General features: G+C 66.0%; 15 protein-coding genes and 2 pseudogenes. 11 read left to right on the forward strand and 6 right to left on the reverse strand.

The window, feature by feature from the left end:
* Window positions 1–607: 607 nt before the first annotated feature.
* Entirely contained in the window at window positions 608–1306 is a 699-nt protein-coding gene (locus EMB92_RS11140) for a hypothetical protein (RefSeq protein WP_150394926.1), read from the reverse strand.
* 528 nt (window positions 1307–1834) lie between these two features.
* Window positions 1835–2158: a DUF3039 domain-containing protein gene (locus tag EMB92_RS11145; RefSeq protein WP_043166977.1), complete on the reverse strand. Its 324-nt coding sequence runs from the start codon at window positions 2156–2158 to the stop codon at window positions 1835–1837.
* A 140-nt stretch (window positions 2159–2298) separates the two neighbouring features.
* Between EMB92_RS11145 and coaD the strand changes: the two genes are divergently transcribed.
* The 7 genes from coaD to ilvN all read left to right on the forward strand — a co-directional run bounded on the left by coaD (window position 2299) and on the right by ilvN (window position 8573).
* On the forward strand, window positions 2299–2832 hold the full coding sequence (coaD, locus tag EMB92_RS11150) for a pantetheine-phosphate adenylyltransferase (protein WP_052119257.1): 534 nt from the start codon (window positions 2299–2301) through the stop codon (window positions 2830–2832).
* Window positions 2832–3821 (forward strand): ATP synthase subunit B family protein, encoded by a 990-nt coding sequence (locus tag EMB92_RS11155; protein ID WP_395952130.1) that lies wholly within the window; start codon window positions 2832–2834, stop codon window positions 3819–3821. The genes coaD and EMB92_RS11155 overlap by 1 nt, the downstream gene beginning before the upstream one ends.
* A 26-nt stretch (window positions 3822–3847) precedes the next feature.
* Window positions 3848–4474, forward strand: coding sequence for a YceD family protein (locus EMB92_RS11160; RefSeq protein WP_150394928.1), 627 nt, complete (start codon window positions 3848–3850; stop codon window positions 4472–4474).
* 155 nt (window positions 4475–4629) lie between these two features.
* A complete protein-coding gene (rpmF, locus tag EMB92_RS11165; RefSeq protein WP_081887263.1) occupies window positions 4630–4824 on the forward strand; it encodes a 50S ribosomal protein L32 in 195 nt (64 codons plus the stop codon).
* A 169-nt stretch (window positions 4825–4993) separates the two neighbouring features.
* Entirely contained in the window at window positions 4994–5779 is a 786-nt protein-coding gene (gene rnc / locus EMB92_RS11170) for a ribonuclease III (protein WP_150394929.1), read from the forward strand.
* 261 nt (window positions 5780–6040) lie between these two features.
* Window positions 6041–8014, forward strand: a complete 1974-nt coding sequence (locus EMB92_RS11175) for an acetolactate synthase large subunit (protein ID WP_150394930.1) — start codon at window positions 6041–6043, stop codon at window positions 8012–8014.
* 1 nt (window position 8015) lies between these two features.
* Entirely contained in the window at window positions 8016–8573 is a 558-nt protein-coding gene (gene ilvN / locus EMB92_RS11180; protein WP_043166926.1) for an acetolactate synthase small subunit, read from the forward strand.
* A 310-nt stretch (window positions 8574–8883) separates the two neighbouring features.
* On the opposite strand, the pseudogene EMB92_RS11985 reads toward ilvN, so the two are convergent.
* From EMB92_RS11985 to EMB92_RS11190, 3 genes and pseudogenes are all read right to left on the reverse strand, one after another.
* A pseudogene (locus tag EMB92_RS11985) lies at window positions 8884–9126 on the reverse strand (ABC transporter C-terminal domain-containing protein); the annotation flags it as partial.
* 116 nt (window positions 9127–9242) lie between these two features.
* Window positions 9243–11211 (reverse strand): annotated as a pseudogene (locus EMB92_RS11185) (ABC-F family ATP-binding cassette domain-containing protein); the annotation flags it as partial.
* A gap of 58 nt (window positions 11212–11269) precedes the next feature.
* On the reverse strand, window positions 11270–12034 hold the full coding sequence (locus tag EMB92_RS11190) for a type 1 glutamine amidotransferase (RefSeq protein ID WP_107044535.1): 765 nt from the start codon (window positions 12032–12034) through the stop codon (window positions 11270–11272).
* A gap of 65 nt (window positions 12035–12099) precedes the next feature.
* Between EMB92_RS11190 and cysS the strand changes: the two genes are divergently transcribed.
* The gene (gene cysS, locus EMB92_RS11195) at window positions 12100–13767 is read left to right on the forward strand and encodes a cysteine--tRNA ligase (protein WP_150394932.1); all 1668 of its coding nucleotides are present in this window, start codon (window positions 12100–12102) and stop codon (window positions 13765–13767) included.
* A 39-nt stretch (window positions 13768–13806) separates the two neighbouring features.
* Here cysS and EMB92_RS11200 read toward each other — a convergent pair whose 3' ends face one another.
* On the reverse strand, window positions 13807–14754 hold the full coding sequence (locus tag EMB92_RS11200) for a cation transporter (protein ID WP_150394933.1): 948 nt from the start codon (window positions 14752–14754) through the stop codon (window positions 13807–13809).
* Between the two features lie 290 nt (window positions 14755–15044).
* On the opposite strand from EMB92_RS11200, the gene ffh reads away from it, so the two are divergent.
* The 3 genes from ffh to rpsP all read left to right on the forward strand — a co-directional run bounded on the left by ffh (window position 15045) and on the right by rpsP (window position 18395).
* On the forward strand, window positions 15045–16682 hold the full coding sequence (gene ffh, locus EMB92_RS11205) for a signal recognition particle protein (RefSeq protein ID WP_043166921.1): 1638 nt from the start codon (window positions 15045–15047) through the stop codon (window positions 16680–16682).
* 21 nt (window positions 16683–16703) lie between these two features.
* On the forward strand, window positions 16704–17777 hold the full coding sequence (locus EMB92_RS11210; protein WP_150394964.1) for an endonuclease/exonuclease/phosphatase family protein: 1074 nt from the start codon (window positions 16704–16706) through the stop codon (window positions 17775–17777).
* A 162-nt stretch (window positions 17778–17939) separates the two neighbouring features.
* A complete protein-coding gene (gene rpsP / locus EMB92_RS11215; protein ID WP_150394934.1) occupies window positions 17940–18395 on the forward strand; it encodes a 30S ribosomal protein S16 in 456 nt (151 codons plus the stop codon).
* Window positions 18396–18430 lie beyond the last annotated feature (35 nt).

Here is an 18430-nt window from a genome sequence, read left to right on the forward strand (position 1 = left end):
ATCCTTCACCCCGGGAGCCTTCACCCAAGAACTCCTCACCCGCCCCCCCCCACACACACCGGAACCCCTCACCTTGGAGACGAAGCCAGCCATTTTGCATCGAGGTCAACTTTCACTCAGCTGTGCCGCTCAATTGTTCCATCTCAACCGCGCCAGCCCAGTCATGTCCCAGTCATGTCACTTATCCGTGCCACTCAACGAAAATTTTCGGCGATTTTGGCGTTGAGTGGCACGACGATACGTGATTCCCATCTCGCCGCCTTTTTGAATGCTGTCAAAAGGGCCATTTTCCAACGATTCTGCAATAGCCAATATCGCAAGGGCCACCCCTGCTCCCGATGTGTCTGCCACTCAACGTGAAAAAACACCGAAATCGCGTTGAGTGGCACGGTTTTCTGCCACTCAACGAACGTCAACCGATTGACATGCACTGAGTGGCAGACTCCTCACGCGTCTCACCCCGATCCACCCCGATCGCCGTATCGGATCCTACGGGATCGGACGTTTTCCCGACCCCGCAAGCCCCCCATAACGCCGGATCCTACAGGATCGAACGCAAAGGACCCAATCGCCACCAGGAAACAGGATTATGCGCAGGGTGCTAAAGCTAGAGCTCGCGCGGATTGACGCGGCACTCCTGCGACCATTTGGCCTTGTTCGCATCGTAGTTGGGGTCGGCCATGTCGAGGGGGATCCTGCTGAAGTAGGTGTCCGGACTGGTGGCGTTGAGCTCCGCCTCGATCTGCGCATCGGTCATCGAGTCGTCGACGACGTCGTGCCGGCGCATGCAGTCGATGATCATCGATATGTCGTTCTTGCCGTCCGGATTGGTTTTGTCAATCAGCAGCAAGCCCGCAAGATAGTCGATGCCGGACTCCTTCTCGCACGTGTCGGTATCGCGATGCATGCGGTCGGCCCATGCCTGACCGGTGGTCTGATCAGGGTGATAGATGGTGCTGGTTCCATCGATGGACATGGTGGCGGTGTATCCCTTGTCCGTCATGCAGGAGACATAGCGGTCCGCCGCCTCCTGGACCTCCGCCTCGGCGAGCTTGCCGTCGGAGAGCGCCTGAACTGCGAACTCGCTACCGTCGCGCTTCGCCCGATCGTACGCCCACGAATAGTCCTCCGCATGCGCCCCGGTAAACGTCGGTTCGCTGTTCGATCCGGTACCGCCGTTCCCTCCGCCTCCGCCCGAGGCGAGAGGATTCGAGGCGCATGATGCCAGCGTCATGATCACAATGAGCGTCGCACACGCGACGATCGTCGTACGACGCAGTCGAGAGCTCAGATGATATCGTGCCATGGTCGTCTCCTTCGCCGCTGCGCCGGTAAGCGCTACACCATCCATCCATTGGATGGTCGCATAGCTTCACATTACGGCATGGACCATGGAACGGCAACGGCATGCGTCATCGCCGTGACTACACGAATCCGTTCATCAAACACTCATCATGTATGTCGCTATTGCTGTTTTCGTGGGTGGTTGTTTGCCGTTGGGCCTTAGGGAGAGGCATTCCATTACTTGATTCCAAATTCCGTCGATTTGCGCGCTCTCCTATGGTCCGTTTCGGCAGTCCGCGTGGGACTCAGCGCCGCCAAGGCCGATTCCGGCCCTGAGTCCCGCGAACCCGTGGGATTCAGCGCGATTCCTCGCGTTTTTCACGCTGAATCCCCCGAGACGAGTGGACAAGGCGAACAGGAGACGCAACAGACACGACAGGGGGACAGCTCTACCGGGCCCGGCAACTCAAGGAACTCCTGCGCAACCTGCTCAAACAACCCCATCGCAGTGACACACGCCCCTGTCGTACCGGCGCCGGCGTCAGTCGCATCACCAGCCGCGCATTTCGTCGTAGATGCGTTTGCAGTCGGGGCAGACGGGGTACTTGGACGGGTCGTGCTTGGGGACCCAGACCTTGCCGCACAGGGCGACGACCGGGCGGCCGGTGGCCTGCGACTCGGCGATGCGGTCACGCGAGACGTAGTGGGCGAAGCGGTCGGCGTCGCCATCGTCGGCGCGCTTGTTCTCCTCCTTGGTCTCGGGGCGTTCGAGCACCGCGGTGCCGGTCTCGGCATCCGGGTTGGACAGCGGCGAGGACGTGTCGGCGTCGAGATATTCGTCGAGGGATGCTTCGGCGAGCGCGTTGTTGATCATCATGACGACCTCCTTGTAGGGCATGTTCTGCACTCCATCATAGTGTTCATGCAAACGATTGAGGTAACGGACGACGAATCGGCGTGACGCCGGCGCACATCATGGCGCATCACGCGCACGGGCGCGGTAGTCTAGTGCCTATGACCAAAGCAGTGTGCCCCGGCTCCTATGACCCCGTGACCGCCGGACATCTTGACGTTATCGAACGCAGTGCGCGCTTCTTCGACGAAGTGCATGTGGTGGTGGCGGTGAACGCCGCCAAGACGCCGATGTTCCCCACCGAGACCCGTGTCGACGTGATCCGTCGTGCCCTTGCCAAAGATGGCTGCACGAACGTCGTGGTCTCCTCCACCGACGGCCTGATCACCGATTACTGCAATAAGGTCGGCGCGTCGGTCATCGTCAAGGGCCTGCGTCAGAACGGCGACTATGAGGCCGAGCTCGGCATGGCGCTCGTCAATCGCAAGCTGGGCGGCGTGGAGACGCTGTTCCTGCCCGCCGATCCGGTGCTTGAGCATATCTCCAGTTCGATCGTCAAGGACGTGGCCCGTCACGGCGGCGACGTGACCGGCATGGTGCCCGACTGCGTGGTGCCGATGCTGAACGAGGCGCTGCACGGGCAAGCTTCGTCTGCGCCGTCCACGGACGCGCAGTCCACGGAAAGGAACGCATGATGAGCGATATCACCGATTATTCGAAGCCGGGCGAGCACCCGGAGGGCTACGTCGATCTGACCGCGGGGACGGCGGACGGCGCGAACGCGGCAAACGCCGCCCAGACCGGTGCGGCCGGTACGCCCGGAAGCAACGCCGGCAACGGCTATGTCGCGCCGGCGGTCGATTTCACCGACATCGCGGGCGCGCCCGAAGCGGCCAGCGACGACACGGTCGACAGCGTTCGCGCGGCCGCGGCCGGCGTCTCCCCCGCACCGCAGTCCGCGCCCCAGGCCGCGCCGTCCCTGTCCGCGACGATGCCGGCGACGACCCCGAGCCCGACGACCCCCGGCGCGGACGCCGACGACAAGGCGGGCGACGATTCGCGCGTGCTCAAGTCCCCGTTCCCGCTGCCTGATCTGCGCGACGACGACGTCGATGACGACGTGGACCAGAGCCGTGAGGAGTTCACGACCGTCTACGACATCATCGACCGGCTCGAGTCCGCGCTCAACGAGGCGAAGGGCAGCATCTTCTCCCCCGGTCAGGTGCGCATCGACCGCGACGACTTCTCCGACAACCTGAACGAGCTCAAGAAGATGCTCCCGGTGCAGCTCGAACGCGCCTCCGCGCTGATGCGCGAGGCCGAACGTCGACTGGAGGGCGCGCAGACGCAGGCGAACGCGATCGTCGCGTCCGCGCAGAGCCGCGCCGCCGACATCGTCAAGGAGGCCAACGAGCAGGCGCAGTTCCTCGCCGGTCAGGAGAACGTCACCGAACTGGCGCGTCAGAAGGCGCGCACGATCCTCAACACGGCGCAGGCGAAGGCCGATCATCTCACGCATGGCGCGGACGAGTATTCGACGAAGGTCATGGAGACGCTGCGCGCGCAGCTCAACAAGATGGGCGGCGATGTGGACGCGGGCCTCAACGTGCTCTACGAGCGCCGCAAGGCCGCGGCACAGGACCTGCCGCATCTCGACATCAACGATTATCCTGAGGCGCAGTAGGCCAAGAAAGAAAGGGTTTGCATATCATGGCTCGTCCTGAACTTTCCCCGTGGGCGATTTCGGTGGCGCAGGTCGCCTCCCGCGCCGGGCAGTCCAAGGAGGTGAACGCCGACTTCCCCGCTCCCGGCGGCATCGGCGACGAGGTGATCGGCGTCGATGAGGGTGCGCCGGTGCATGTGGACGGCTCGTTCGACTCGATCGTCGACGGGCTGATCCTCAACGCGCGCGTCACCGCTCCGGTGCACGCCGAATGCACCCGCTGCTTGAAGCCGCTCAAGCGCGACTGGGGCGTGAACGTCACCGCGTTCTTCCCCTACGAGTCCGAGGCCGCCAGCAAGGACAAGGACAAGAACAAGAAGAAGGGCGAGGTCGAGATCATCGCCGGCGAGGAGGAGTCGGAGGACTCCTACCCGCTGCTCGACGGCGGCGCGTTCGCCGACATCGAGGCGCTGCTGCGCGACACGCTCGTCGAGGCGCTGCCGCTGCAGCCGCTGTGCCGTGAGGACTGCCTCGGTCTGTGCTCGCAGTGCGGCATTGATCTGAACGAGCATCCGGATCATCACCACGAGATCACCGACAGCCGCTTCGACGGACTCGCCGCGCTGAAGGCCCAGCTCGAAGCCGAGGAGAACGACCGGGACGGCAGGGAGTAGTCACGCGGGCGATGTCCCGGACTGCGGTTCGGCGTCTCGGGACATCATCCGCCGAAGAAACGCCGAGATCCGCTCGGAGTGACATTGTACGGGCATTGCGCTAGAGTACTGAACGCTTAAGCTCAAATGTTCGAACGAAATAGAGGATACTGAAAATGGCACTGCCTAAGTACAAGACCTCGCGCGCCAACACGCACTCGCGTCGCGCGAATTGGAAGGCGACCGCTACGGCCACCGTGAGCTGCCCGAACTGCGGCGCTCCGGCTCTCCCGCACGTGGCCTGCCCGAGCTGCGGCTCCTTCCGCGGCCGCATCTACCGTGAAGCCATCCGCGCCCCTCACGCCAAGTGAGTCGCCGAAGCTGATCACGGCATGAACTGCAAGAAAGCCCTGCCATCGACGGGTGGCGGGGCTTTCGCGTAACTATCCGCCATTCGTGGAAAGCGGCATCGCGGGCGACGACCGAGACGGGATTCGCCCCGGAGTCACTGTCCACGACCGACCCCATCAATCACCCATCATGACCAATTCCAACTCCAACTCCGTCACCAAGCAGACGTCCAAGCAGACCAAGCAGGACAACGATCAGCAGCACATCGTGCGCGTCTCCGGCCCGTCCAACGCCGCCGCCGAGGCGCTCCTCAAGGCGCTCGACACGACGATCAGCCCCGAGCTGCTCGTCCAGGCGCTCACCCATCGCTCCTTCGCGCACGAGCACCCCGGCGTCAAGCACTACGAGCGACTCGAGTTCCTCGGCGACGCCGTGCTCGAACTCGTCGCCACCGAGACCCTGTACCGCATCCATCCGGACATGACCGAGGGCCAGCTGGCCAAGATGCGCGCCAAGGCCGTCTCCGAGGAGGCGCTGAGCGCGATCGCCCGCGACAAGCTGCACGTCGGCCCGTACATCCTGCTCGGCCACGGCGAGGCGGCGGACGGCGGCGCCGAGAAAAGCTCGATCCTGTGTGACATCGTCGAATCGCTGATCGGCGCGACGTTCGTCGAGCACGGCATCGACGGCGCGCGCAACACCGTCCACCGCTTGATCGACGACACTCTGAAGGAGGTCGCCACCGAGGGCCCGGCGCTCGACTGGAAGACCTCGCTGACCGTCAAGGCGCACAAGATGGGCAAGGAGGAGCCGGTCTACCACATGGCCGTCACCGGCCCGGAGTACGCGCAGGAGTTCATCGCCCGCGTCACGCTCGGCGACGACGAGACGATCATCGGCGTCGGACGCGGCACGAGCAAGCGCAAGGCGCAGCTCGCGGCCGCCGAGGCCGCCTGGCACAAGCTCGACGAGTAGGTCGTCGTCAATGGGCGGAACGCGCGGGGGCGTGAGGTACCTCACTGGTGCTTCATGCCCCCGCGCGTTCCGCCCATTGAGCCATATGACGCAAACGTCACGTGCGTGAATACACTGGAGAAAACACGCGCGAAACCGGCCACGAAACCGGTCTTCGTCGCAATCGAGGCCGACAGGACCGCAGGGTGCGACCATCAGTCGCGGCCGTCCGGCAGCGGCACAGGTCGGCGAGAACCAACGGAAGCGAAGTGTGAGAGGATTATGGCTTTACCCACGCCTTTGCAGGCATTCAGCGGCGTGCCCAAAACGCCCGTAAGCGACAAGCAGACCATCGTCGACGGCGAGAAGATGACCGGCGCCCAGGCGCTGGTCCGTTCGCTGGAGGATCTGGGCGTCACCGACGTCTTCGGCATCCCGGGAGGCGCGATCCTGCCCGTCTACCATCAGATCACCGACGATCTGAAGTTCCGTTTCATCCTGATGCGTCACGAGCAGGCCGCGGGTCATGCGGCCGAAGGCTACGCGATCTCCACCGGCAAGGTCGGCGTGTGCATCGTGACCTCCGGCCCGGGCGCCACCAACGTGGTCACCGCCATCGCCGACGCGAACATGGATTCGGTGCCGATGGTCGTCGTCACCGGTCAGGTCGGCGTGCAGGCGATCGGCACGGACGCGTTCCAGGAGGCCGACATCGTCGGCATGACCTACCCGGTCTCCAAGCATTCGTACCTCGTCACCCGCGCGCAGGACATCCCGCGCGTCATGGCCGAGGCGTTCCACGTCGCCTCCACCGGCCGCCCCGGCCCGGTGGTCGTCGACCTGACGAAGACCGCGCAGACCGGCGAGATGTACTACTCGTGGCCGCAGCGCATGATCCTGCCCGGCTACAACCCGACGACCAAGGCGCACGGCCGCGTACTCTCCGACGCCGCCAAGCTGTTCAACCAGTCCTACCGCCCGGTCCTCTACGTGGGCGGCGGCGCGATGCGCTCCGGCGCAAGCAAGCAGGTCAAGGCCCTGGCCGACCTGACCGACGCCCCGATCGTCACCACGCTGCCGGCGCGCGGCATCGTCCCGGACGACGATCCGAAGAACCTCGGCATGCTGGGCATGCACGGCACGATCGCCGCGACCGGCGCCGTGCAGCGCTGCGACCTGCTCGTCGCGATCGGCGCGCGCTTCGACGACCGCGTCACCGGCAAGCTCGACGCGTTCGCGCCGGGCGCCCGCGTGATCCACATCGACATCGATCCGGCCGAGATCGGCAAGAACCGCACGCCGGACGTGCCGATCGTGGGCGACGTGGCCACCGTGCTCGAGGATCTCATCCCCGAGATCGAACGTGCGCAGGCCATCACCCCGAAGCCGAACCGCAAGCCGTGGTGGGATCGCATCAACGGCTGGCGCGCGAAGTACCCGATGACGTGGGACGAGCCTACCGACGGCTCGCTGGCCCCGCAGTGGGTCGTCAAGAAGCTCTCGGAGCTGGCCGATCCGTCGACGATCTGGGTGACTGGCGTCGGACAGCATCAGATGTGGGCGTCGCAGTTCATCGACTTCCACGGCCCGCACGAGTGGATCTCCTCCGGAGGCCTAGGCACGATGGGCTACGGCCTGCCGGCCGCGATCGGCGCGTCCGTGGGTTCGGCGCGCGAGTTCGACGGCAGGAAGCCGGTGTGGCTCATCGACGGCGACGGCTCGTTCCAGATGACCAGCGAGGAGCTGGCGGCCGCGTTCTTCGCGCACACGCCGGTCAAGATCGCGCTGCTCAACAACTCCGTGTACGGCATGGTCCGCCAGTGGCAGACCCTGTTCTACGATCACCACTACTCGCAGACCAACCTGCTCGACGGCGAGGCGCACGGTGCCGAGGGCGACGCGCAGGCCGCCGCCGGCGAGCTGCCGCTCGAGGTGCCGGACTTCGTCAAGCTGGCCGAGGCGTACGGCTGCGTGGCGATGCGCGTGTTCACCGAGGAGGAGGCCGTCGAGGCGATCCGCAAGGCGAACGAGATCAACGACCGTCCGGTGCTCATCGACTTCCGCGTCTGGAAGGACGCGATGGTCTGGCCGATGGTCGCCGCCGGCAAGTCGAACGACGATGTGGCGTACCGCCCCGGTCTGCACCCGTTGAAGGGCGATACCGGCACCGGCCCGATCGAGGACGACGAGGTGGCCGCGGCCGAAACCGCCGCCGAGAACACCGCCGAGAACACCGAGAACGGAGAGGAGAACTGATATGCCCGCCAACTATCCCGCATCCAAGCCGGGTTCCGAGCGTCATACGCTGTCCGTGCTGGTGGAGAACCGTCCGGGCGTGCTGGCGCGCATCGCCGGCCTGTTCGCCCGCCGCGCGTTCAACATCAACTCGCTGTCCGTCTCCCCCACCGAGAGGCCCGACATCTCGCGCGTGACCGTCACCGCCGATGTGGAGGCGGTGCCGCTCGAGCAGATCATCAAGCAGCTCAACAAGCTGCTGCACGTGTTGAAGATCGTCGAGCTCGATCCGAACACCACCGTCGAGCGCGAGCTCGTGCTCATCAAGGTGGCCGCCGACCAGTCGAACCGTTCCGACGTGCTCGAGATCGTGCGACTGTTCCGCGTCCGTGTCGTCGACGTGAACCCGGAGTCGCTCACGATCGAGGCCACCGGCGCCGAGGGCAAGATCGACGCGCTGCTGGGCCTCTTGGAGCACTACGGCGTGATCGAGCTGGTGCGCTCCGGCGCCGTCGCCGTCACGCGCGGCCCGAAGGCGCTGGCCGAGAAGGTCATCGGCTCGGAGATCACCGGCCGCTGACGCCGCATTCGGCTCCATACGCGTACGCGATAGGGGGTGTTCCCCACCTACGATGGTGGGGAACACCCGAATAACACTTCATTTCACATCATCACCCCACATCACCATCCATCGCGCGGTAATCACACCCATCGCGCGGTGAACGTCCCATGAAGTAGTGTTTCGCCCATCGCGCAGTGATGCGAAACGGCGGAATTCCGCCAATCCGTAAAATCACCTCACTACTTCATGAGGATTTCGCCGCGCGATGGGTGTGATTACCGCGCGATGGGTGGCGAGGATGCCATGGCGATGATGCCGCCTGCGCCGGCTACCGGCCGAGCTGTTCGGACAGGTCCATCCATTCGAGAGTGAGTTCCTCCGACTCGTCGGAGACGGCCTTGAGCTGGTCGTTGAGCTTGTTGAGGCCCTCGTAGTCGCTTGGGTCGTGTGCGGCCATCTGCGCCTCGAGATCGGCCTTCTGCTCCTCGAGCTTGTCGAGTTTGCGCTCGATCGCGGAGACGCGCTTCGACGCGTCGTGGAACGCCTTGCCGGTGAGCTTCGGCGCGGAATCACCAGCATCACCGGAATCACCGGTACCGGAAGCGGAGGATGAGCCGGCAGCGGCGGAGGAAGCCGAAGACGCCGCATCGGACGCCTGACCGTTCCTGCCGGCGGCACCTGCCGAGCCCGCGCGTCCCCTAGCCCCGGACGAACCGGAACCGGAACCCGTGCCCGCGATGCCGGCGACCTCCGGCGGCAGTCCCTTGCCGTTCTTGAGGTCCTCGACCATGTCGAGATAGTCCTGCACGCCGCCGGGCAGGTGGCGCACCTTGCCGCCGATCAGCGCGAACTGCTGGTCGGTGACGCGTTCGAGCAGATAGCGGTCGTGGGAGACGACGATGAGCGTGCCCGGCCAGGTGTCGAGCAGATCCTCCATCACGGCGAGCATGTCGGTGTCGAGATCGTTGCCGGGCTCATCCATGATGAGCACGTTCGGTTCGTCGAGGAGGATCAGCAGCAGCTGCATGCGGCGCTTCTGGCCTCCGGACAGGTCGGCGATCGGGGTCATCAGCTGCGCGGACTCGAAGCCGAGACGCTCCATCAGCTGGCCCGGGGTGACCTCCTTGCCGTCGACGATGTAGCTCGGCTTGTAGCGCGAAAGCACTTCCTTGATCTTGTATTTGCCGAGCTTCTCGAGCTCGTCGAGTCGCTGCGAGAGCACCGCGAACTTCACGGTCTTGCCGATGTTCACGTGGCCGGCGGTCGGAGTGAGCGTGCCGTCGATGAGCTTCAGCAGCGTCGACTTGCCGGCGCCGTTCGCGCCGACGATGCCGAAGCGGTCGCCCGGGCCGATCAGCCAGGTCACGTCGTCGAGGATCTCGCGGCCGCTCACGGTGACCTTGCGCGCCGCGGACGTGGGCTCCGCCCCGCTCTCCTCGATGCCGCCGCCGATGGTCTCGCCGCCGGTGTTCATGCGACGCACCTCGCGATCGTCGTTGAGCGACAGCACGGACGACGCGGACGCCGCCCCGCCTTCGGCCTCGGCCCGGGCGCGAGCCTCCTCGGCGGCCTTGATCGCCTCGGGTACGCCGGCGTCGACGAGACGCGGGTCGGTCATGTCGGTGACGGCCACCTCGACCGAGCCGTGCACCTGCGGTTCTGCGTACATCGCATCGACCACGTCCACGCGCGACGCGGAGTCGGCGAGCGCCGCCACGTCCGGGTCGATGGCGTCGGCGGCCGATACGGTGCCCTGCGCATGCTCGAAGATCTGGGTGACGTCGACGAGGTCGACGACCTGCTTGCCGAGGCGGGAGGTGGCCATCTGCTTGAGTTCGAGCGTGTTGCGCATCGGCGGCACGTCGGCGATGAGCTCGCGGGCGGCCTTGACGTGGAACTTCTGCTTGGTGGAGCGGGCGCGGGCGCCGCGAGAGAGCCATGCGAGTTCCTTGCGGGCGAGGTTGCGGCGCTTGGTCTCGCGCACGTCGGCCTGACGGTCGCGTTCGACGCGCTGGAGCATGTAGGCGGAGTAGCCGCCCTCGAACGGTTCGATGACGCCGTCGTGGACCTCCCACATCGACTCGCACACCTCGTCAAGGAACCAGCGGTCGTGGGTGACGAGCAGGAGCGCGCCCTGTCCCTTGGACCAGCGGTTCTTCAGGTGTTCGGCGAGCCAGTGGATGGTGACGACGTCGAGGTGGTTGGTGGGCTCGTCGAGGGCAAGGATGTCCCAGTCCTTGAGGAGCAGTCGGGCGAGGTCGGCGCGGCGGCGCTGGCCGCCGGAGAGGGATCCGACCTTCGCGTCGAGGCTCATGCCGCCGAGGAGCGCCTCGACGATCTCGCGCGAGGAGTTGTCGGACGCCCATTCGTAGTCGGCGCGGCCTTCGAGCGCGGCCTGGCGGATCGTGGCGTCGTCGTCGAGCGGATCGCGCTGGTCGAGCATGCCGAAGGTGAGGCCGCCGCGCTTGGTCACGCGGCCGGAGTCGGGTTCCTGCGTGCCTCGGAACAGGTGCAGCAGCGTGGATTTGCCGTCGCCGTTGCGGCCGACGATGCCGATGCGATCGCCTTCGAAGACGCCCTGCGTCACATCGGTGAAGATGGTCTTGGTGGCGAAAGCGAGCGAAACGTGTTCCAGTCCAATATCGTAAGTCGGCATGACTCACCAATGTAGCCTGAGGCCGCAACAGGGACCGCGGCAGATGTTCCCGGCCGTTTCAGGAGATGACCGGGTCCTTGGGGGCCTTTTCCTCCTCGGCCTTGGCGAGCCCCTGCGCGTAGTTGCGGCAGCGCACGGCGAAGCCGGAGAACACCTGTTCGGCGAACGGCTCGAGCAGCGGGTTGCAGCGTTCGAAGTCCTCGCGCAGCTGCGATTTGGAGCCGCCGGCGGCCTTGAGGTCCTTGACCATGCTCGGCTCGGCGAGCCACTCCTCGAGCAGGGAGGCGGTGACCTCGAGGTGGAACTGGAGCCCCAGCGCGGATCCGGCGCGGAACGCCTGCACCTTGGTGGCGTTCGATCGGGCGAGCAGCTGCGCGCTCTCGGGCAGACCCACCACGTCGTTGTGCCAGTGGAGCACGTCGATCTGCTTGTCCCACATGGAGAAATAGTCATGCTGGTCGACGCGCTTGATCGGGCCGAAGCCGATCTCCGGCGCCTCCCCGCGGTGCAGCTTCGCGCCGAGCGCGGTGGCGATGATCTGATGGCCGAGGCACACGCCGAGCACCGGCTTGTTCACGGCGACCGCGGCACGGGCGAGCTTGGCCTCGGCCTTGAGCCCGGGGTGCCTGTCATAGTCGGCGGCGCCCATCGGGCCGCCCATGATGACCACGCCCGCGACCTCGTCGAACGAGGGCAGGTCGGGTTTCTTCTCGTCGACGATGTTGAGGATCTGATAGTCGAGACCGAGGTCCTCGAGATTGGTGAGGATGCGCCCGGGCTTCTCCCAGGGCACGTGTTGGAGCACAAGCACTTGCGGAGTCATGCCCTCTATTGTGGCACGAGCTACGTAAACGGCGCTCGCACGCGTCCGGGGTGTACCCTTGATGTATGGGAAATAGTCAAGAATCGCATGATTTCAATACTTCCGTGTTGCATTCCGTATTGCCGAGCGCGCTCACGGAGGCGAAGGTCTCCCCGCTCGCCGAGGGGCTCAAGCTCTATGACACCGCCTCGCACACGACGAGCGTGTTCACGCCGATCAAGCCCGGCGAGGTGGGCATCTACGTGTGCGGCGCCACCGTGCAGTCGTCGCCGCATATCGGCCACATCCGCGCGGCCGTCGCGTTCGACATCATCCGCCGCTGGTTTTTGAAGCTCGGCTACAAGGTCACGTTCGTGAGGAACGTCACCGACATCGACGACAAGATCCTCGACAAGGCCGCCGCCGCTGGCCAGCAGTGGTGGGCACGCGCCTACTACTACGAGCGCGAGTTCACGCGCGCCTATGAGACGCTGGGCGTGCTGCCGCCGACGGTCGAGCCGCGCGCGACCGGCCACATGTCCGACATGATCGATCTGATCCAGCGCATCATCGACAACGGCCACGGCTACGTCGTCACCGACGAGAACGGCAAGCCGACCGGCAACGTGTACTTCGACGTCGCCTCCTGGCCGCATTACGGCGAGCTGACGCATCAGAAGCAGACGGGCGGCGCGCAGGTGGACGAGGCGGCTGCCGTCGCCGACCGCATGGGCCCGTCCGTCGACGCCGCGGGCGACGACAAGTACAATCCGGTCGATCCGGCCGACGCCTCCCCCGACAAGCATGATCCGCGCGATTTCGCATTGTGGAAGGCGCCGAAGGACACCGATCCGCTGGACGCGCGCTGGAACACGCCGTTCGGCGTGGGCCGCCCGGGGTGGCACATCGAATGCTCGGCGATGAGCCACCGGTACCTGAAGGACGGGTTCGACATCCACGGCGGCGGCCTCGACCTGCGCTTCCCGCACCACGAGAACGAGATGGCGCAGACCCGCGCCGCCGGCTACGACTCGGCCGCGCGCTGGATGCATTCGGCATGGGTCACCGCCAAGGGCGAGAAGATGTCGAAGTCGCTGGGCACCGGCCTGTCCGTGCCGAGCGTGCTCGCCGAGCACTCCGCCTGGGTGGTGCGCTACGCGCTGGGCGGCGTGCAGTACCGTTCGATGCTCGAATGGTCCGATCAGGCGCTCGTCGAGGCCGAGGCGGCCTATGAGCGCATCGCGAACTTCATCGAGCGCGCCGGCGTCGCGCTGGGCGGGCAGCCCACGCGCGAGGAGATCGCGGGCGTTGCCGCCGATCAGCTGCCGGCCGATTTCACGTCCGCGATGAACGACGACGTGAACGTGTCCGGCGCGACCGCGGCGATCTTCACCGCGATCCGCTCCGGCAACACGCTGCTTTCCAAGCTCACCGACCACGCCGATTCGCCCGAGGCCAGGGCCGAGGTGCGCGCGTCGCTGGTCTCGGTGCGCGCGATGCTCGACACGCTGGGTCTCGATCCGCTGGCCGAGCCGTGGGTAACGCAGGGCGCGGCCGGAGCGGCCGGCGACGGCGAGGACGAGACGCCGGAGCACAAGGCGCTGGAGGCGCTGATCGGCGAGCAGCTGGCCGCCCGAGCCGCCGCCCGCAAGGAGCGCGACTTCGCCAGGGCCGATGCGATCCGTGACGCGCTGGCCGAGGCCGGTATCGCCATCGAGGACGGCCCGCAGGGCTCGACCTGGTCCCTCAAGTAGACCCGGCGGGGTCTGATCGAGGTCCCGATCAGACCCCGGTCAGTCGAAGACGAAGTCGACGTCAACGATGTGCAGGCGGCGCTTGAGCTCGCGTTCGAGCGACCGCTTGCACTCGACGAGATCGGCCACGTCGATCGTGTCGCCGGTGCCGGCGAGGTACACGTCGACCGTGTAGTTCATGCCGGTCTTGAAGATCAGGGTCTTGTCGTATTCGGTGTTCGCCGGCAGATGCCGCTGCGCCACCGACTCCACGTGCGCGTTCGTCTCGTCGTCGTCATGGACGCCGCCGACCAGTTCGACGAACGCCTCCTTCAACACGCCGAACGGCTCCTTGATGGTCGCGATGACCAGCGCCACGGTGATGAAGAAGTCGCCGGTGTAGTGCAGGAACCCGAGCGGGCCGCCCGCGGGCAGGATCATGAGGATCACCGCCACGGCGCCGACGCCGGCCGACATCACGCCATCGACGAAGGAGCTGTTGGCCTCGGCGTTCAGCATCGTGCTGGAATCGCGGATCGAACGGTTGCGGGAACGGTAGTAGACGCACAGGCAGAAGCAGGCCGCCACGGCGAAGAGCTCGTAGATGACGACCGGCCCGGTGACGATCGGCTCGCCCTGTCCGAGCGCGAAGTAGTTGTAGGCGACCTGGATGACGTCGAGCAGGGAGTAGAGGAGCAGCGAGAGCGTGAGGATGGCCTTGGCGATCGCGTAGATCGGCTCAAGGGCGAACATGCCGTTGGGGAAGCGTTCGGTGGTGCGCACGGTGCGGCGCGACAGGTAGACCGCGACAAGCCCCGAGAGCACGGAGATCGCGGTGAAGGAGAAGTCGAGGAACATGGCCTTGAGGCCGGTCATGAGGAAGACGACCATGCCGGCCGCGACCTGGGCGATGTTGACGACGATGCCGACGGTGAGCGCGCGGCGCTCGATGGCCTTGTGGTTCTTGTTCTGATTGTGGTTCTGATGCTGATTGGGGGTACTGCTCATGGATGGGCCTTCCGGTGCTTGGCTGTCCGCGTTGGCCCTTGCCCGTCTCGGTATTCGCACCGGCGGGAGTGGCTCACAGCAGTCAGCTCGGTGGTGTCCAGGAAATTGTCAAAACACGGCCGTCATGGCCGCCGTGATCACATTCCACGGATTTTTATTGCCCCTCTATGATACCGGATACCCCCGACCCGGCTATGCTCCGGGCTGAGTCCGCATCGGGCCCGGCCACGCCCGAGCCCGGCGTCCGACCACCGCCGGTTTTCCCGCGTGGCGGCTAGACTGAACCCATTATGGCAGCATTTAGTTCTTTGACTGACAAGCTCTCGAATGCGTTCAAGCATCTGAAGAGCAAGGGCAAGCTTTCCGAAACGGACATCGACGGCACGATCCGCGAGATCCGCCGCGCACTGCTCGACGCCGATGTGGCGCTCGAGGTGGTGCGCTCCTTCACCGCACGTGTGCGCGAACGCGCCCTCGGCACCGAGGTGTCGCAGGCGCTCAACCCGGCGCAGCAGGTCGTCAAGATCGTCGACGAGGAGCTGACCGATGTGCTCGGCGCCGGCGTCGACCGTCCGCTGAACTTCGCGAAGAACCCGCCGACGATCATCATGCTCGCGGGCCTTCAGGGCGCCGGCAAGACCACGCTGGCCGGCAAGCTCGGCTACTGGCTGAAGGACTCCGGTCACACGCCGCTGCTGGTCGCGGCCGATCTGCAGCGTCCGAACGCCGTGACGCAGCTGCAGGTGGTCGGCGAGCGCGCCGGCGTGCCGGTGTACGCCCCGGAGAAGGGCGTGCAGTCGGACGGCGGCGACGAGGTGTCCGCTCCGGGTCTGACGACCGGAGACCCGGTGAAGGTGGCGCGCGATTCGATCGCGTTCGCTAGGCAGAAGCTGTACGACACGGTGATCATCGATACCGCCGGCCGTCTGGGCGTCGACGAGGAGCTGATGAAGCAGGCGCGCGACATCCGCGACGCCGTGCAGCCCAACGAGATCCTGTTCGTCATCGACGCGATGATCGGTCAGGATGCGGTCAAGACCGCGAAGGCGTTCGACGAGGGCGTGGACTTCACCGGCGTGGTGCTCTCCAAGCTCGATGGCGATGCGCGAGGCGGCGCGGCCCTGTCGGTGGCGTCCGTCACCGGCAAGCCGATCCTGTTCGCCTCCACCGGCGAGGGATTCAAGGACTTCGAGGTCTTCCACCCGGATCGTATGGCCTCGCGCATCCTCGACATGGGCGACATCATGACCCTGATCGAGCAGGCGCAGAAGCAGTTCGACGAGGAGGAGGCCCGTAAGGCCGCCACGAAGATCTCCGACGGCTCGTTCGGTCTGGACGACTTCCTCGACCAGCTGCAGCAGGTGCGCAAGCTCGGTTCGATGAAGTCGCTGCTCGGCATGATCCCGGGCATGGCCGCGCATCGCAAGGAGCTGGAGCAGTTCGACGAGCGCGAGATCGACCGTACGGAGGCGATCATCCGTTCGATGACCCCGGCCGAGCGTCGCGATCCGAAGATCATCGACGGTTCCCGCCGCGCGCGCATCGCCTACGGTTCGGGTACGACCGTCTCGCAGGTCAACGCGCTGCTGCAGCGTTTCGAGCAGGCTGCGAAGATGATGAAGCGCATGTCCAACCGCGTCGGCGGCGGCATGCCCGGCTTCGGCGGTCCGGCCATGGGCGGCGGCAAGAAGGGCAAGGGCAAGAACAAGCGCAAGGGCAAGTCCGGCAACCCGATGAAGCGCGAGGCCGAGGAGAAGGCGTTGCGCGACAAGCTCGCCGGCAAGAAGTCCGGCGCGTCCGGCGGCTCGGCGTTCGCGAAGAAGCCGCAGAACCCGGCCCTGCCCGCGGGGATCCAGGAGGCGCTCGACGCCAACGGCGGCGAACTGCCCCCGAACTTCGGAGGCGGACTGGCGGGTCTGCTCCACTGATTCGGGAAGGGGTGAACCATGCTGGTGACGGTGTTGTATGTGGTGATGCTGATCGGCGCGATATGGGTGGCGATCGCGAACCTGCCGGCCGGTCTGGAGGCGTGGATGCCGTTGCCGTACATGATCGCGCTGATCCCGTTCCTGTGGGTGCCGCTCGGCGCCGCGGCACTCGTCGCCGCAGTGGCGCACGAGTGGGGCGTGATGTGCATGCTGATCGCGGTGGCGCTCGCCTCGACGACGCGTCGCAGCGAGTACTGGTCGAAGAGCCTCAATCCGCGAGGCGGCAAGGGCGGCCCCACGGCCGCCGGCACGTCGCGTGAAACAACCCGTGAAACACATGCCGGCGGCTCCGACGACCGTGAAACGTCTCGTGAAACACTCCCCGCCCGGCTCGGCCTGATGACGCTCAACTGCCGGTACGGACGTGCCGACGCGGAGCGGATCGTCGCCGAGGTGCGCGATCGCCATATCGACGTGCTCGCCCTGCAGGAGGTGAACGACGATCTCGTCGCACGCCTCGAGACGGCCGGCATCCAGAGTCTGCTTCCCTACCGACAGTCGGGCGAGCCGAAGGAGAGCAGCGACAACGGCGGATACAACATGCTGTTCTCGGCGCTCGAGCCCGCCGCGGCCGTGGCGAACGTCGTCGCGATCCCCGCGGCCGACGTACCGGCGATCACGCTGCGTCTGGCCGGCGATCGCACGGCGACGATCGCCTCGGCCCATCCGAAGTCCCCGATGCGCGGCTGCCGCGACTGGTCGGCCGGCATCCGCGGACTCGGCGCGCTCGCCGAGGCGAAGCACATCGGCGATCGCAACATCGCGGTCGTCATGGGCGACCTCAACTCCTCGACCGATCACCCGAGCTTCCGCGCGCTGCTCGGCGGGCGCGGACGGACGGGCGGCCGGTTCCGCGACGCGAGCCTGACGCAGGGCACCGGGCCGTGTCTCACGTTCCCGAGCTGGCTGCCGTGGCCTCGCATCGAACTCGACCACATCCTCGCCACGCCGGGCGTCACGTTCTCGAACGTCGCCCCGGTCCATGTCAGGAACACCGATCATCTGGCGCTGACGGGGACGATCACGCTGGCCTGACCAGCGTGTCGCGCAGTCGCGATGCGACGTTACAATGGCTCAGTTATTCGCGCGTGCGTGGCGCCCTCTACACCCCGTGCCGCGAGGAACACGTGGGCTCGGCGAGCTGCGCCCCACAAAGCGAACCGATTCCACAAACCAACATTTACAAGGAGAGCCGTTTTGGCAACCAAGATTCGTCTCAAGCGCATGGGTAAGAAGTTCTACGCGTACTACCGCGTGGTCGTCATGGATTCCCGTACCAAGCGCGATGGCCGCGCCATCGAGGAGATCGGTACGTACGATCCGAACACCCAGCCGTCGACCATCAAGATCGACTCCGAGCGCGCCCAGTACTGGCTGGGTGTCGGCGCCCAGCCGACCGAGCAGGTCTACAAGCTGCTGAACATCACCGGTGACTGGCAGAAGTTCAAGGGTCTCGAAGGCGCCGAAGGCACCCTGAAGACCGTCGAGGCCGGCCCGGATGCCGCCGCCCGCATCGAGGCCGTCGAGGCCGAGGCGCAGAAGCTCAAGGCCGCCAAGTCCGAAGCCGAGGCGAAGGCCAAGGCCGAGGCTGAGGCCGCTGCCGCCGCCGAGGAGGCGTCGGCCGAGGAAGCCGCTCCGGCCGACGCCGAGTGAGCTTGCCCCAACAGGCATAACGCATAAGGAAGGCT

This window comes from Bifidobacterium callitrichos, from assembly GCF_008698085.1.
Lineage (GTDB): Bacteria > Actinomycetota > Actinomycetes > Actinomycetales > Bifidobacteriaceae > Bifidobacterium > Bifidobacterium callitrichos.